Genomic DNA, 15102 nt, shown 5'->3' with positions numbered 1-15102 from the left:
CTGATGGATAAATCAAAGCAGCAAATCCATAATGATGAACCGGCACCTGAATTTGTTAATTGGCAAGATGTATTGGCGCTACTAGGGCATTCTTGTCAGCAAGAACAGTTGGATTTTTTACTGTCGATGCTATTAACCTATGATGAGAGAGAAGCCTTATTAGCTCGTATGAATATCTTACATGAGCTGATGAAAGGTGAGTGCTCTCAGCGTCAAATTAGTCAAATGCTAGGGGTTGGTGTCGCGACGATTACTCGTGGTTCTTCTGAGCTGAAAAAGCTGCAACCAGAGCAAAAGCAGCAACTGCAAGCGATGTTGCAAGCTGCTGCGGATAAGGCTTAATTATCGAGATAGTTTAAAGCGGGAAGTGTTCGGCATTTAAAAATGGAATCAATGCCAGAACTAGCGCTTGATGGTAAACCGAACTTCTGGTCAATTGGTGGTGTGTTAGCAAGCCTATCGCACCACCTTTTTGTTTAATGTTGTCAGTCGCAAAGACTTCATCCATGACATGGCCTAGCTCTTTGCCTTGTTTGACCTTCTCAAGCACTACTGGGGGCAGCATTAAGCAAGCTGAACGTGATTCACCGCGTTGTATCTTCCCTACGCTAGGGCTACTTTCGATAATCATCCAAGCGTAAGTAAACGGTTCTGCAATTCCCGCTTCTAATCCAACATAAAAATCGCCATCCGAGATTGCCGTTTGAGCATTGTGTACTCGGTTCAGCGCCCCTTGTTTAGTTTCCTGATCATTCATTGGTTGATCCGGTACTTCACTGGCGACCGACACCCCTTCAAATAGAAATTCAGTCTCAGGAAAACTGGCAGTAAAGGCGCTTTCTACCGCTTTTATTTTGGCTGGGTTTAATGAGGCGACCACCACTTTTTTACAGCTTTTCATTTAGCCTTCCAGTTTGACTTGAGTCGGTTTGATGTTTTCGATTGGGTAGCACCCCAGCACTTTTAGGTGGCGAGTGATTTTGGTTAATTCGCTGATCGATTGCTGCATTTCGACTGAATCTAAATGCGCTTCTAAATCGACATAGAACATTTCTTCCCAAGGGTTGCCCATGATTGGACGTGACTCTAGTTTTGTCATATTGATACCGTAACGTTGCAGCACTAACAAGGTTTGTACTAGCGAGCCCGCTTCTTGGGAAGTCGACATGATCAGCGTGGTTTTGGCCGGGATTTGAGTCGATACTTCGATAGGCTTACGTGCCACGATAATAAAGCGTGTGTGGTTTTCGGTTTGATTAGCAATGTTTTCTTTCACGACTTGTAAGCCGTAAAGTTTGCCGGTGGTTGAGTTACCAATTGCCGCGACATCTGGGCGCTTAAGTTCTTTCACTTTTTGCATCGCATCCGCGGTACTGACACATGATTCTAATGAAACATCGTCTAAGCGACTTAAAAACTCACTGCATTGTTGGTGAGGTTGAGGGTGAGAGTAAAGCGTTTTGATGTCTTCTAGGCGCATCTCTTGCGGGGCTAATAAGCAATGCTCAATTGGCAATGTCATCTCACCCACAATGTATAGCGTCGTATGTTGTAGTAGGTCATACACTTCATTGATGGAACCTGAACTTGTGTTTTCAATAGGTAGTACGCCGAAATCTGCATGGCCTGATTCAACGGTTGAGGTGACTTCTTGAAAGTGCTTACAGTTAATCTCAATCAGTTCGGTGTTTTTGCGGCTGAAATATTCAAGACTAGCAAGGTGTGAATAAGAGCCTTTAGAACCTAAGAAAGCCACCCGAGCTAACGGCTTACGGATTTCTTGTGGATTGGCTAGGTTCTGTAGGTAGGCTTGCTGCAGTAGTACGGAATCTTCAATAATGGTGTGAAAAATCTTAGTGATATAAGGTGCATCGAGTTGATATTTATCTTTGCCATTATTAATCAGTTTGACCAGCAGTTCTTGCTCACGTTGCGCGTCACGAACAGGCTTGGCCGTTTCGACTTTGCTTTTGGCGACATCAAGACTTAATGACCGGCGCTCAGATAAGATTTTTAGCAGTTGGTCATCGAGTTCATTTAAGCGAAGTCGAATCGCCTCTAAAGATAGGCTAGGTTGAGAGTCGTTGGTACTTGGTGAAGAAGAGCTGTGCTGCTTGGTCATGTGTATTTCCTATAAAAAAGCCCCCCAGAGTGGGAGGCTTTCTGTCCGTTTTTGGCTTATTTTTAAAACGACATCTAGCCCCACCGATTAGGATGGAAAAAAGAAGCCAAAAAAGAACAGAGTAAATGAATGCATAGTATTAATTTCCTTGGATGAGACAGTACCATAAGCAAGCGCAGGGAAAGCGTCAAGCAAAAAAATGGCGCTCAATTGAGCGCCATACCATTCGTGTCTATTGAATCTTAAATTTCTTCGATCTCTTCTTCTAATTCTGGTTTTTCTGTCTGAGCACGTTTTGCTTCAGGTTTATGGCTGAGCTTATTAAGTTGCCGTTCGAGTTTTTGCTCTACCTCATTAATCGCTTTGTATAAATCTTCATTGGATGCGGAAGCAACCAGTTGTCCTTTTGGCACACTAATTGTGGCTTCAATTTTCTGTTGTTTACCTGGCTCTGTACTGATGGTAGCTTGGCAACTAATCAGATCAATTTGCCATTTTTCTAATTTTTTAAACTTAGCCTCAATATGGTCACGGATGGAAGAGGTCACTTCAATATTCTTACCAGTAATGTTTAGTTTCATAGGCTATTTATCCTCTTTGTCCTTGATTCGTTAACTTCAGATTACTGTTTTGCGCTGAAATAAACGTGATCAATATCAAGTTTTATAATGGATTTATGGCTTGATGAAGTAAATGTGATCCTAGACAAAAGCTGGTGATATTAGAGGTTGAAAAGGCTTGTTATTTATCTGAATTTAAGTAGATTAAATGGAATGGCTACTAGAGATTAACGTTTTTAGGGACGCTGTTTGAGCCTGAAATTAGGGCGCTTATTTTATCTACACATCTTTACTGTACTACACCTACTCAAACTCTCATTTATCCATTTTTTAAAACAAAAAAAGCAACCGAAGCTGCTTTTTCGTTGTTTCTCTATTCGATTACGCTTTCAGTATTCGACTACTTCTTTTTGTTAAGCTCGATAAGTTGTTCAGTACGTTTAACCGCATCATCTAACCCAAGCTCTTTATAGGCTTCTAGCTGTATCTTTAATGAATCTCGCGCTGCAATAGTATCCGGGTAGGTCTTTTGGATCTCTTGGCAGCGGTTGATCGCAGCCACCCAAGCTTCGCGACGTAAATAAAAATCGGCAGAAGAGAGATCATATTCGGCTAAACGGTTTTTTAATGAATTCAAACGAGCACGTGAATCTGCCGCATATAGGCTATCAGGGTAGCGCTCTAGTAAACGTTTGAAATCAATAAAGGCCGCTTTTACTGGCTCAGGATCTCTATCGTGACGATCCATGTTAAATAGCGAGTGCATAAAGTTTGAATCTTGCGCCATATGAGTTAAGCCGCGCATGTATAACACCCAGTCAGAACGTTCATGAGTCGGATTTAAACGGGTAAATCGCTCAATTGTGGCTAAAGTTAGTGGGTAGTCACCATTTTTGTAGTAGGCAAAAATCAAATCTAACTGTACTTGGTCTGAATATGGACCAAATGGGTAGCGAGAATCTAATGCTTCGAACTTTTTAATTGCTCCAGCCCAGCTACCAGCTTGAAGTTCTTGTTGAGCTTGAGTGTAAAGATCCGATGGCGGAATGTCTGGTACTGCGTCTTTGTTGTCAGCACAGCCAGCAAGAAAGAGTAGGGAAATAAGTCCCAAAAGGTATTGGCGTTTCATCGTGAGGAGAAAATTCCTTGAATTAAATTTATCGCGTCCGTTACTTCTTACAACTTAACAGATACAATAGTGAATAACACTATTTTACCAATAACGGTGAATAGCCCTATTTTATCCATATTAATGGGTATTAGTCTCATGGTTTTTTAAAAAGTTCGATATGGCTCAGCAGATAACACGCACCGATACAGTTAAAGATTCTCAATTAGGTCAACGCTTAGATCAAGCGATTGCCGAATTATTTTCAGAATTCTCACGTTCACGCTTAAAAGAATGGTTGCTTGAAGGCAAGGTTCAAGTGGACGGTGAAGTCATCACTAAACCTCGTATCCGCGTTATGGGCGGGGAAGCGATTACTTTGTTAGCCGAACTTGAAGATGAAGAACGTTGGGAAGCTCAAGATATTCCTCTTGATATCGTTTATGAAGACGATCATTTATTAGTAATTAATAAGCCTAGAGATTTTGTTGTTCACCCGGGCGCAGGTACGCCGGATGGCACGGTATTGAATGCATTGTTGCACCACTACCCTGCGATTGCTGAAGTACCTCGAGCAGGTATTGTGCACCGTTTAGATAAAGACACTACCGGTTTGATGGTAGTGGCGAAAACGGTTCAAACACAAACTCGCTTAGTTCGTGCCTTGCAAAAACGTAGAATCACTCGTGAATATGAAGCAATCATCCTTGGTAATATGACTGCCGGTGGCATGGTTGAAAAGCCAATTGGTCGTCACCCAAACAAACGTACCTTAATGGCGGTAAACGAATTAGGTAAACCAGCGGTCACTCACTACCGTGTGGCGGAGCATTTCCGTGTTCATACTCGTATTCGTTTACGTCTTGAAACGGGCCGTACTCACCAAATCCGTGTTCACATGTCATATATTCAACATCCATTATTAGGTGATATTGCTTATGGCGGCCGTGCGCGTATTCCTAAAGGGGCTTCACCTGAACTAACGAATATGATTCGAAGTTTTGATCGCCAAGCGCTACACGCGGTAATGTTGAAGTTTGTTCACCCTGCAACGGGCGAAGAAATGAAGTTCCATGCGCCGATTCCACATGACATGGTGGTGATGACGGAAGCATTGCGCAAAGATGCGAAAGAAAACTTCGAAGAGGAATAAGGTGAGATGAATAATATTGTTCTACCCAATTGGCCTGCGCCTAAAAACGTCAAAGCGTTTGGCTCTACTCGTTTGGGAGGAGCATCAACCGGTGTTTATCAAGGGTTAAATCTTGGTATGCACGTCAATGATGACAGCAATATTGTTCAAGCCAATCGTGATGAAATCGTGCAGTTGCATAATATGCCGACGTCACCGGTTTGGTTAAATCAAACCCACTCGACCAAAGTGGTTGAACTATTCAAACCAACACAACAAGTGTTAGATGCCGATGGTTCAATCACGAGTCACAATAAAATTGTTTGTGCTGTGATGACGGCTGATTGCTTACCAGTACTGTTAACCAATACTGATGGTACTCAAGTTGCAGCGGTTCATGCAGGTTGGCGTGGACTTGCTGATGGTATTTTAGAAAATGCCGTGCAGCAATTTACTAAGCCGAGTCAGGTGATGGCTTGGTTAGGTCCTGCAATTGGACCAAGTGCATTTGAAGTGGGAGAAGATGTTTATCAAACCTTCACCCAGCACGATAGCCATGCCCAAGATGCTTTCATTCAGCATCCATCTCATTCCAACAAGTGGTTGGCTGATATGTCGATTTTAGCAACTCAGCGATTAAACCAAGCTGGAATTGAGCAAGTGTTTGCTAGCCAACGTTGCACTTTCTCTGAGCCAGAAAACTTCTATTCTTACCGCCGAGATGGCGTGACAGGCAGACAAGCGACCTTTATTTGGATTGAGTAAATAAAGTAATTCACTTTTTCTACTTGAAAAGATCCTCCTTAGCATCCATTTATAAGCCATAACTAATGTATCTCTTTGATAACTTTCTTAGAGTGGAGGCTTATTATGCGTTTCGATAAATTTACCAGTAAATTCCAGCTTGCCATTTCTGATGCGCAATCTCTTGCGCTAGGCCGTGATCATCAATTCATCGAGCCAGTGCATTTAATGCAAGCATTGCTTAATCAAGATGGCAGCACTATTCGTCCTATTTTTACCATGCTAGGAATTGATGCCACTCAACTGCGATCTAAAGTTGCTCAAGAGTTGGATAAATTACCTAAAGTCACTGGTATTGGTGGTGATGTTCAAGCTTCTAAGAGCTTAGGTAACTTACTAAACGTCTGCGATAAAATTGCTCAACAACGTAAAGACAGTTACATCTCTTCTGAACTATTTTTGCTGGCAGCGGTGGAAGATAACGGTCCGCTAGGCAAAATGTTTAAAGAGTTTGGTTTAAATAAAGCGAATGTCACTAAAGCGATTGATGAGATCCGTGGTGGACAAAATGTTGACGATCCGAATGCGGAAGAAAAACGTCAAGCGTTAGAAAAGTACACTATTGATCTAACCGAACGAGCTGAGCAGGGCAAACTTGATCCTGTGATTGGGCGTGATGATGAAATTCGTCGCACCATTCAGGTTTTGCAACGTCGTACCAAAAACAACCCTGTATTGATTGGTCAACCGGGTGTTGGTAAGACGGCGATCGTTGAAGGTTTAGCACTGCGTATCGTTAATAACGAAGTACCGGAAGGGTTACGTAATCGTCGGGTGCTTTCGTTAGATATGGGCGCATTGATCGCTGGTGCGAAATACCGCGGTGAATTTGAAGAACGCCTAAAAGCGGTATTGAATGAACTGGCACAAGAAGACGGCAACGTGATTTTGTTCATCGATGAATTGCATACCATGGTGGGGGCGGGGAAAGGCGAAGGCTCTATGGATGCCGGTAATATGCTGAAGCCTGCTTTGGCTCGTGGTGAGCTTCACTGTGTGGGGGCGACGACGCTGGATGAATATCGTCAATATGTCGAAAAAGATCCGGCACTAGAGCGTCGTTTCCAAAAAGTGCTGGTGGATGAACCTACGGTTGAAGATACCATTGCGATTTTACGTGGTTTGAAAGAGCGTTATGAGCTGCATCACCATGTTGAAATTACCGATCCTGCGATTGTGGCGGCGGCAAGCTTATCTAATCGTTATGTATCGGATCGGCAGTTGCCAGATAAGGCGATCGATTTGATTGATGAAGCGGCATCGAGCATTCGTATCCAAATGGATTCTAAGCCGGAATCGATGGATCGTTTAGATCGTCGTATTATTCAATTAAAAATCGAGCAGCAAGCACTGTTAAACGAAAGTGACGCAGCAAGTACCAAGCGTCTTGCGATTCTTAACCAAGAACTGGAAGAGAAAGAGCGTGAATATTCTGAGCTAGAAGAAGTGTGGAAAACCGAAAAAGCTTCACTTTCTGGTACTCAGCATATTAAAACTGAGTTGGAACAGGCTCGATTGGATATGGATGTGGCTCGTCGTGCTGGTGATTTGCAACGCATGTCTGAGTTGCAGTATGGCAAGATCCCAGAGCTAGAAAAGCAATTGGAGAATGCCTCACAAGCCGAGAATATTGAGCTGACGTTGCTTAAAAATCGCGTGACGGATGCTGAGATTGCTGAAGTGCTATCACGCCAAACCGGTATTCCAGTATCGAAAATGCTCGAAGCTGAGAAAGCTAAATTACTTTCGATGGAAACGGTGTTACATGAACGTGTGATTGGCCAGAAAGAAGCGGTAGATGTAGTGTCGAATGCGATTCGTCGTAGTCGTGCTGGGTTATCGGATCCGAATAAACCGATTGGCTCTTTCTTATTCTTAGGCCCAACCGGGGTAGGTAAAACCGAGCTATGTAAAACATTAGCGAACTTTATGTTTGATAGTGAAGATGCGATGGTTCGTATTGATATGTCGGAGTTTATGGAGAAACATTCGGTGTCTCGTTTAGTCGGGGCGCCTCCGGGTTATGTTGGCTACGAAGAAGGTGGCTACCTAACCGAAGCGGTCCGCCGCAAACCTTACTCGGTGATTTTACTTGATGAGGTAGAAAAAGCGCATCCAGATGTATTTAATATTTTACTGCAAGTGTTAGATGATGGACGTTTGACTGATGGCCAAGGCCGGACGGTAGATTTTAAAAATACCGTGGTGATCATGACATCCAACTTAGGTTCTGATCGAATTCAAGAAAAAGCGATGACCTCGACATATGAATCGATGAAAGCCGAAGTAATGGAGATCGTCAGCCAACACTTTAGACCTGAGTTCTTGAACCGTGTGGATGAAAGTGTCGTCTTCCATCCATTAGGTCAAGAGCAAATTAAGTCAATTGCCTCGATTCAACTTGATCGCCTACGTCAACGTATGGCGGAAAAAGAATATGAATTAGAGGTGAACGAAGACGTGTTGTCCTTGGTTGCAGCAGTCGGATTTGACCCGGTTTATGGTGCTCGTCCATTGAAACGTGCGATCCAACAAATGGTTGAAAACCCGTTGGCTCGTTCGATTCTGGCTGGGGAGCTAATTCCTGGACAGAAAGTCCATCTAACGGTGAAAGATGATGAGATCGTCGCTCATCAGTCTTAATTAAATCGTCAATGAATAAAAGGGAGCAATTAATTGCTCCCTTTTTTATTTGTTATCATTCAGCTTATTTCGAAAAGTTCGCCTGAATTCTCATGTTCAAATACTCTTCGGCAGTCATTGCCTGATATTTTTTATTCGGCCCTTGAATCACTTGATCTTTATTGGCCTGACAGAAAAATGCCATGCTATAGCGTGAACCTTGATTTTCTTCAGGGTAGGGCATACGAACGCGGTGCAATGTCGATTTTAACTTATCATCACTCCAACGCATTAACATATCGCCAATATTACAAGTGATCACGCCAGCTTGTGGTACTACATTACTCCACACTTGTTGATGCTGAGAATCCTTCCCCGCGGCAACTTGTAGTCCGCCTTGATTCGGTTGTTGGAATACCATAGTCAAACAATCAAAATCAGTATGAGCGCCCGCGCGCCAATGTTCTTCGTCTTGTGGCAGTTGCGCCATTGGTAAATAGTGAAGCAACCTTAATGTACTTTGATATTGCTCTGAACTCGGTTGGTGAACTTGAGTGAAAAAGTCGCGTTCAAATCCCAGTTTATCGGCAAAACAAGACAGGATATTCATACCGAGTTGCCATGCTTGAGATTCAAAGTTGAGCATGTCTTGCTGGAAAATGGCTAGAGGCGCTTGGGTTGGCCATATCCCTTCCATGTGAGGACGCGTGATTTGGTAGGATTCTTTTTGATCGGCAGTACCAGTGGAAGGGCGAACCTGTTGCTTAAATTCCCAACCGGCATTTTTCCCCGGTTTTAGGCTTAACGGCTGTTTTTGTTGTTGAGGAAGAGAGAACAATTGCTCGCTAAGTTGAAAGGCGTGTTCAATATCTTTTAGAGCAATGGAATGGTTTTTAATTTGAAAGAAACCGACTTGGGTGGCGGCTTGCCATAGTTCTTCTGTGATCTCAGCTCGGCGAGATTCAAATTGGCTCATATCAATGATGGGAATATTGCTATGTTCTGCATCAATCCCTTTTCCGCCGATGGTGGTTTCAAATTGCAGTTCATCCAGTGCGTAAGCTGTCGTTGTCATATTATTTCTCCAATAGTTAAGCGTGTGCTTAGTGATTGGAGCAATGCCCAGCAATGGTTACCCATTACAGACCGCTTCTACTCCTGTTGTGTTTATTCTGTTATGTATAAGAAGGTTTACCAAACTCCATCATGTATTTGCGCCGCTTGCTCTTCCATCAGTGGACCAATGATTTCCATCGGTCGTTGTCCTGCTGAAAAAACAGTGCGACAAGGTAGATCTAAGGTTGGGTTCTCGGGGTGATTACCGGTGATTTGTTTTAGCCGATGTTCACTTAATCCGTAAACCACTCGCCCTACGCCCGCCCAATAAATCGCTCCGGCGCACATAGCGCAAGGTTCGGCAGAAATATACAGAGTACAGTCTTTCATATAATCAGGGCGATATTTTTGACTCGCTTCCGTCATAATTAATCGCTCAGCATGGCCGGTCATATCTTTATTTGGTAGATAGCCATTAATCTCTTTAAGCAACACTTCGCCTTGAGCATTGACTAAAATTGCCGCAAAAGGGTGAATGCCTTGCTGCTTGGCTTTTTCAGCTAAATCGAGACTTTGCTGTAAGTGTTTTTTGTCTTGTTCTGGTGTCATGGCTCGCTCCTTAATGGCTTTTATCTTGAGGTAAACTCCAAGCGAAGAAACCTTTTTGGATCCAATGCGCGGATTTAAATAACAACATGCTTACCGCAGAGAGAAAGACTAGGGCTGCAAAAGCTTGCGGGATTTTGAAGTATGACGTTGAGAATTGAACAAAGTAGCCTAGACCTTTTTCGGCAGCGACAAATTCTGAAATAACCGCGCCAATTACCGACAGCGTAATGGCCACTTTGACACCACTAAAGATGTGAGGAATGGCATAAGGTAGGCGAATTTGCCAAATGGTTTTTGCTCGCGACACATTGAGTGACTTGGATAACTCGATTAATTCTGATGGGGTAGATAACATGCCGGTTGTCGCAGAAACCACTAATGGGAAGAAGGTAATTAAGCAGGTGATGGCTAAACGTGGAGCATCTCCTGTACCTAAAATCACAATAAGTAGTGGCGCAATGGCAACCACTGGTGTGGATTGTACGATCACTAGTAGTGGGAAAACCGCTTTAGTTAAAAACTTGGAGCTGACCATCATTATCGCTAAAGGAATACTGACTAACAGCGATAAGCCAAACCCTAATAATGCGATTCTTAATGTTGCCCAGAGATTATCGAGCCAGCGTTCAGCCGAGACTTGCATAAAGGCTTCTGCGATTGCCGATGGTGCTGGCAAAATAAAGTTAGGGATCTCAAATGCGCGGCAGATGATTTCCCATACCGGTAGAATAGCCAGCATCGCCAGTAATGGTAGGCTATTTTTATAAAGCTTTTTAATAGACATACTATTTCCTTATAGTGACGTCGTATGAATAAAGAGTATCGCTAGTTAGCTTTAGGCTAGGCGACAGTCCTTATTTGAGAGATATTGCTTTCGTTTTCTTGCTGAGTTGAAGGGGGGGAGTAAAAGTGCTCTCTGATTTTCCCTGTGTATTCAGCAAATAGTCGATGTTGAATGGTCTCAAGTGTTCTAGGTCTAGGTAGATCGATATTAATTTCTTCTACCACGGTACTTGGACGAGGGCCCATCACTAGTACTTTGTCTGACAGTAAGACCGCTTCAGATATCGAGTGAGTAATAAATAACACGGTTTTAGGCTTCTCATTCCACAGGCGTAGTAACTCAAAGCCCATTTCTTCTCGGGTCAGTGCATCCAGTGCGGAAAATGGCTCATCCATAATTAAAATGTCAGGATCAAGTAACAGCGCTCGTGCAATGCCTACTCGTTGTTGCATACCGCCGGAGAGTTGATCCGGCATGCTGTTATGAAAGTATTTTAATCCCACTTTGTTGATCAGCTGTTTAGCAAAGTCACGCTCTTTATTGGTGATATGACCAAACTTATGTTTGAGTGGAAACAATACGTTTTCGAGTACATTCTTCCACGGCAGTAAGGTCGGCTTTTGAAAAACAATTCCGATGTCTTCTCTCGGTTCGGTGACTTGGCGGCCAAAGATTTCGACTTGGCCTTCGGTCGATTGCATTAATCCTGAAAGTAATCTCAGCAAGGTGGATTTACCACAACCTGAAGGACCAACGATCGAAATAAACTGGTTCTTCTCAACATCAAAATTGACGTTGTTTAACACTTTTACCGAGCCATTGTCACTGTGGTAGGTGTGGCCAACTTGTTTGAAAGAAACAAAAGGGTTCATGATTTACCTCCCGGCATAAAGTCACGAGAAATAGCGCTTTCAGGATCAAATTTATTGACGTCGAGTTGTTGAGCTTCCGCTGTCCACTTCCAGGTTTCAGCAAGACGCTCTGGGGTAAAGGCACCGATGCCATCTTTATTACTGACTTCATTAATCACTAAGTCTTTAATCGACATAATAGTATCGGCGGCTTGTTGCGTATCCACTTCTGGCACCATTTTATGAACATCTTGCGCGCTTTGCTGCGGATGTTCCCATGTATAGGCAACGGCTTTTGCGTAAGCTTTGATAAAGCGTTTCGCGACATCGGGCTTTTCCGCTAAGAAACGATCACTGGCAATAAGTGAAGAGGAATAAAAATCTAACCCTGCATCATGCCAAGGTAGGATCTTCAATTTCTTTCCTACTGCCTTAGCTTGGCTTTGGTTTTTAACGGTATCGGTGACCCAAGAGATCATTACATCTGATTTGCCGGTGATCAGCATTGGATTGAGTGCGCCCGGATCGGCTTTGGTGACTTTTACGCTGCTTTCATCAACATGATTTTTACGCAGCAGTAGGGGTAAGAATACGTTAGCAGAAGTGAAAGGAGAGGTTGCCACACTTTTATTAGCAACATCTTTGACTGAGTTAATGCCTGAATCTTCTAATACATAAAAAGCATAAGGCGCTTTGCTGAAGACAGAATATACCGCTTTCACTGGCACATCATCATTGGCCTTGGCGACTAATAGTGACACGAGATCAGATGAGCCTATGTCTGCAGTACCGGTGGCAACTTTAGTGATGGCATCGGTTGATCCTTTACCTTGTCGAATGGTGACATCAAGATCTTGTTCGGCAAAAAAGCCTTGCTGAACGGCAACATAAACCGGTGCTTTATCTCCCCCCGGTAGCCAGTCGAGCTGGAAGTTGACTTTGTCCGCGGCCAAGACATTGACGCTGGTGGATAGTGCAGCTGTGGTTAACGTTAAGTGGATGCATTGCTTGATTGAAAGTTTCATTTGGTTCTCCTTTACTCAATATAATTCCATATTGGCTTAATGATGATTCATTCAGCACTTTGGCAATTTTTGGTAATGGTGAGCAATGTCCCGATGTTTTGCATCTAACCGCTTCTACTCACAGCTGTGGTTGTCACACATAGTTAACAGAGCAAACGCTATGCCAGATGTATATAAAAAAACGAAAAATAGATTTATTGTTAGAAATAACATTTATTTAACAGCTAACATTTTGCTCTACCTTTATATCTAGGGAGCGTTTTGGTGCAGTGGATTGCGTTGAAAAAGTGCAGAAAGTTAACTGTGCATTTATTTGGTGCAACATTTCTTATTCTGAACAATATAAAGCTATATATAGAGGGAATGACTTTCTGGCTTATTAATTGCTAGCTGAGTATGAATGTTATGTTAGATGAGTAGAAGCGGTTAGGTGCTTTGGCGCTGGGACATTGCTCATATCATGTCGAAAGATAGTGATGGAGTGATCATGAAATATCTAATTAAAAATGCACAAGGGATAGTTACGGAACAAACAGCAACAGATATAAGGATAGATAAGGGGGTAATAACGGAAATAGGCTCCGATCTTCTGCTGCAAGAAGGTGAACAGCTGATTGATGCTAGCCAATGTGTGGTTTATCCCGGCTTCGTCAATACCCACCATCATTTAGCTCAATCTATATTAAAAGGTATTCCTGCTGGACTAAACAAACCACTAGGTGATTGGCTTGCTAGTGTTCCTTATCAATATTGGCCAAAGATTACACCAGAAATAATGTACAGCGCAGCATGCCTTGGATTTTATGATTTGATTCGTTCTGGTGTGACAACTTGCGCGGACCACCATTATCTCTATCACGCGAAGACGTCACCTGAATTAGAAGCGGCAGTGTGGCAAGCGGCGGAAGATATGGGAGTACGCTTGGTACTTTGTCGAGGTGGCGCGACAACCAAAGGAACACATAAAGGACTCGCCAAAGCTGGAGTTGAACCTGAATCTATCGATCTAATGTTACGACGCTTGGATGATAGCTATAGTCTATATCATCAAAATACCGATATACCGATGCGGCAGTTGGTGGTGGCACCCACGAGTTTAATCCATTCATCTCCAGCTGAAGATTTAAAACAGCTATCGTCTTTTGCACGCCAACGTAACTTAAGAATGCACTCTCATTTATTAGAGGTGGAGTTTGATCAGCAGCAGTCGTTATCTAAATACGAGAAAAGTGCTGTGGACTATGCCGCAGAATGTGAGTGGCTTGGTAGTGATGTTTGGTTTGCTCATTTAGTGCAAGCTAACGAGCAAGACATAAGAACACTGTCTGAAACAAAAACCGGTATTTCACATTGCCCTACGTCTAATTGCCGATTGGGTAGTGGAATCGCTCCTATTATTGAAATGGAACAAGCGGGGATGAATATCAGTATCGGAGTTGATGGTTCTGCTTCTTCGGAATCGGGCTCTATGCTTCAAGAACTAAATCTAGCTTGGCTATTACATAGAGCAACTCATGGCGCAGCAAGTACGAGTCTAGAAAATGTCGTTAAGTGGGGAACTCAAAATGGGGCTTCGCTATTAGGTTTGGATAAGGTAGGCAAAATAGAAGTAGGTTTCGCAGCTGATATTGTACTTTATGATTTAAACCATGTGCGCTACCAAGGATGTCATTCAAATTTATACGCGCCTATCTTATGTGGTGAGCCTGCCCAAATAAAACTCAGTATGATAAATGGCAATGTGGTTTACCAAAATGAAAGCTGTTTAGTTGATAAAGAAAGCCTGATAGCTAATGCTAAATCTGCATTTCGTGATTTACTCGCTAGAGTTGGTAGGTGAGATATACCTTATATTTTTACTTTTCTGTGGAAAACCTGTGTGTTTAATTAGAGTAAATATGTATAAATAAAGGTTTGAGTGTAAAGTGAGCATACGACGTTTATTTTTAATGTTTTTGATGAAAAGTGCTTGCCAAGATGAATCGGATCTCTATAATGCGACCTCACTGACACGGAGCGCACAGCCTAACGGCAGCAACGAGTTAGAGGTCAAAACCTTATCAAAAAGGTTTGCGAAAAAAGTTTTAAAAAAAGTGTTTGACACGAACTTTTAAATCGCTAAAATGGCCGCCCTGTTCAACGGGATGCACCAAGTGCTTCCAATAAGAACAACGCTCTTTAACAATTTAAACCTATCAATCTGTGTGGGCACTCGTTGATGATAATCACTATAGTTCGTCTCTTTTAACGAAGAGAGGAAGCAACAATGATTTCAATGAACTGAGTGACCAAATCGATTATTAGTTTACTAATAATTGGCACAGTCAATTCATTACCATTCTGTTGGAGTGGTAATAGCTTTAAAGTTACTTCTTCTTTTAAGAAGAATAGTTTTGAAGTCAGTATTCGTTGAGTCACAAAATCTTAAA

General features: G+C 42.7%; 14 protein-coding genes and 1 other annotated feature. Of the genes, 5 read left to right on the top strand and 9 right to left on the bottom strand.

The features are described 5' to 3' along the window. The first annotated feature begins 3 nt into the window (after nt 1-3). Nucleotides 4-342, top strand: a complete 339-nt coding sequence (trpR, locus tag K358_RS0107335; protein ID WP_051241235.1) for a trp operon repressor — start codon at nt 4-6, stop codon at nt 340-342. A 13-nt stretch (nt 343-355) separates the two neighbouring features. Here trpR and yjjX read toward each other — a convergent pair whose 3' ends face one another. The 4 genes from yjjX to K358_RS0107315 all read right to left on the bottom strand — a co-directional run bounded on the left by yjjX (nt 356) and on the right by K358_RS0107315 (nt 3811). After that, on the bottom strand, nt 356-901 hold the full coding sequence (gene yjjX / locus K358_RS0107330; protein WP_027696213.1) for an inosine/xanthosine triphosphatase: 546 nt from the start codon (nt 899-901) through the stop codon (nt 356-358). Continuing rightward, nucleotides 902-2122, bottom strand: a complete 1221-nt coding sequence (gene pheA, locus K358_RS0107325; RefSeq protein WP_051241234.1) for a prephenate dehydratase — start codon at nt 2120-2122, stop codon at nt 902-904. It lies immediately after the preceding gene. A 10-nt stretch (nt 2123-2132) separates the two neighbouring features. After that, nucleotides 2133-2255: a sequence feature (Phe leader region), on the bottom strand. 109 nt (nt 2256-2364) lie between these two features. After that, on the bottom strand, nt 2365-2703 hold the full coding sequence (hpf, locus tag K358_RS0107320; RefSeq protein WP_027696211.1) for a ribosome hibernation-promoting factor, HPF/YfiA family: 339 nt from the start codon (nt 2701-2703) through the stop codon (nt 2365-2367). Nucleotides 2704-3082: 379 nt separating this feature from the next. After that, nucleotides 3083-3811 carry an outer membrane protein assembly factor BamD gene (locus K358_RS0107315; protein WP_027696210.1) on the bottom strand — a complete coding sequence of 243 codons (729 nt, stop codon included), beginning with the start codon at nt 3809-3811 and terminating at the stop codon, nt 3083-3085. 160 nt (nt 3812-3971) lie between these two features. Between K358_RS0107315 and rluD the strand changes: the two genes are divergently transcribed. The 3 genes from rluD to clpB all read left to right on the top strand — a co-directional run bounded on the left by rluD (nt 3972) and on the right by clpB (nt 8369). Beyond that, nucleotides 3972-4943, top strand: coding sequence for a 23S rRNA pseudouridine(1911/1915/1917) synthase RluD (gene rluD / locus K358_RS0107310; protein ID WP_027696209.1), 972 nt, complete (start codon nt 3972-3974; stop codon nt 4941-4943). Between the two features lie 6 nt (nt 4944-4949). Beyond that, the gene (gene pgeF, locus K358_RS0107305) at nt 4950-5687 is read left to right on the top strand and encodes a peptidoglycan editing factor PgeF (RefSeq protein ID WP_027696208.1); all 738 of its coding nucleotides are present in this window, start codon (nt 4950-4952) and stop codon (nt 5685-5687) included. 105 nt (nt 5688-5792) lie between these two features. Beyond that, nucleotides 5793-8369 carry an ATP-dependent chaperone ClpB gene (gene clpB / locus K358_RS0107300; RefSeq protein ID WP_027696207.1) on the top strand — a complete coding sequence of 859 codons (2577 nt, stop codon included), beginning with the start codon at nt 5793-5795 and terminating at the stop codon, nt 8367-8369. Nucleotides 8370-8433: 64 nt separating this feature from the next. On the opposite strand, the gene K358_RS0107295 is transcribed toward clpB, so the two are convergent. The 5 genes from K358_RS0107295 to K358_RS0107275 all read right to left on the bottom strand — a co-directional run bounded on the left by K358_RS0107295 (nt 8434) and on the right by K358_RS0107275 (nt 12673). Beyond that, nucleotides 8434-9423, bottom strand: a complete 990-nt coding sequence (locus K358_RS0107295; protein ID WP_027696206.1) for an isopenicillin N synthase family dioxygenase — start codon at nt 9421-9423, stop codon at nt 8434-8436. Nucleotides 9424-9539: 116 nt separating this feature from the next. Beyond that, complete coding sequence (locus K358_RS0107290; RefSeq protein WP_027696205.1) at nt 9540-10013, bottom strand: nucleoside deaminase; 474 nt, start codon at nt 10011-10013, stop codon at nt 9540-9542. 10 nt (nt 10014-10023) lie between these two features. Further along, nucleotides 10024-10797: an ABC transporter permease gene (locus K358_RS0107285; protein ID WP_027696204.1), complete on the bottom strand. Its 774-nt coding sequence runs from the start codon at nt 10795-10797 to the stop codon at nt 10024-10026. 56 nt (nt 10798-10853) lie between these two features. After that, the gene (locus K358_RS0107280) at nt 10854-11669 is read right to left on the bottom strand and encodes an ABC transporter ATP-binding protein (RefSeq protein ID WP_027696203.1); all 816 of its coding nucleotides are present in this window, start codon (nt 11667-11669) and stop codon (nt 10854-10856) included. Beyond that, nucleotides 11666-12673 (bottom strand): ABC transporter substrate-binding protein, encoded by a 1008-nt coding sequence (locus tag K358_RS0107275; protein ID WP_027696202.1) that lies wholly within the window; start codon nt 12671-12673, stop codon nt 11666-11668. The genes K358_RS0107280 and K358_RS0107275 overlap by 4 nt, the downstream gene beginning before the upstream one ends. A gap of 487 nt (nt 12674-13160) precedes the next feature. Here K358_RS0107275 and K358_RS0107270 point away from each other — a divergent pair, with 487 nt between their 5' ends. Next, on the top strand, nt 13161-14513 hold the full coding sequence (locus K358_RS0107270) for an amidohydrolase family protein (protein WP_027696201.1): 1353 nt from the start codon (nt 13161-13163) through the stop codon (nt 14511-14513). Nucleotides 14514-15102 lie beyond the last annotated feature (589 nt).

The sequence above is a fragment of the Vibrio litoralis DSM 17657 genome (assembly GCF_000426765.1).
Classification (GTDB): Bacteria; Pseudomonadota; Gammaproteobacteria; order Enterobacterales; family Vibrionaceae; genus Vibrio; species Vibrio litoralis.
This window is presented reverse-complemented; position numbering and strand designations above follow the sequence as displayed.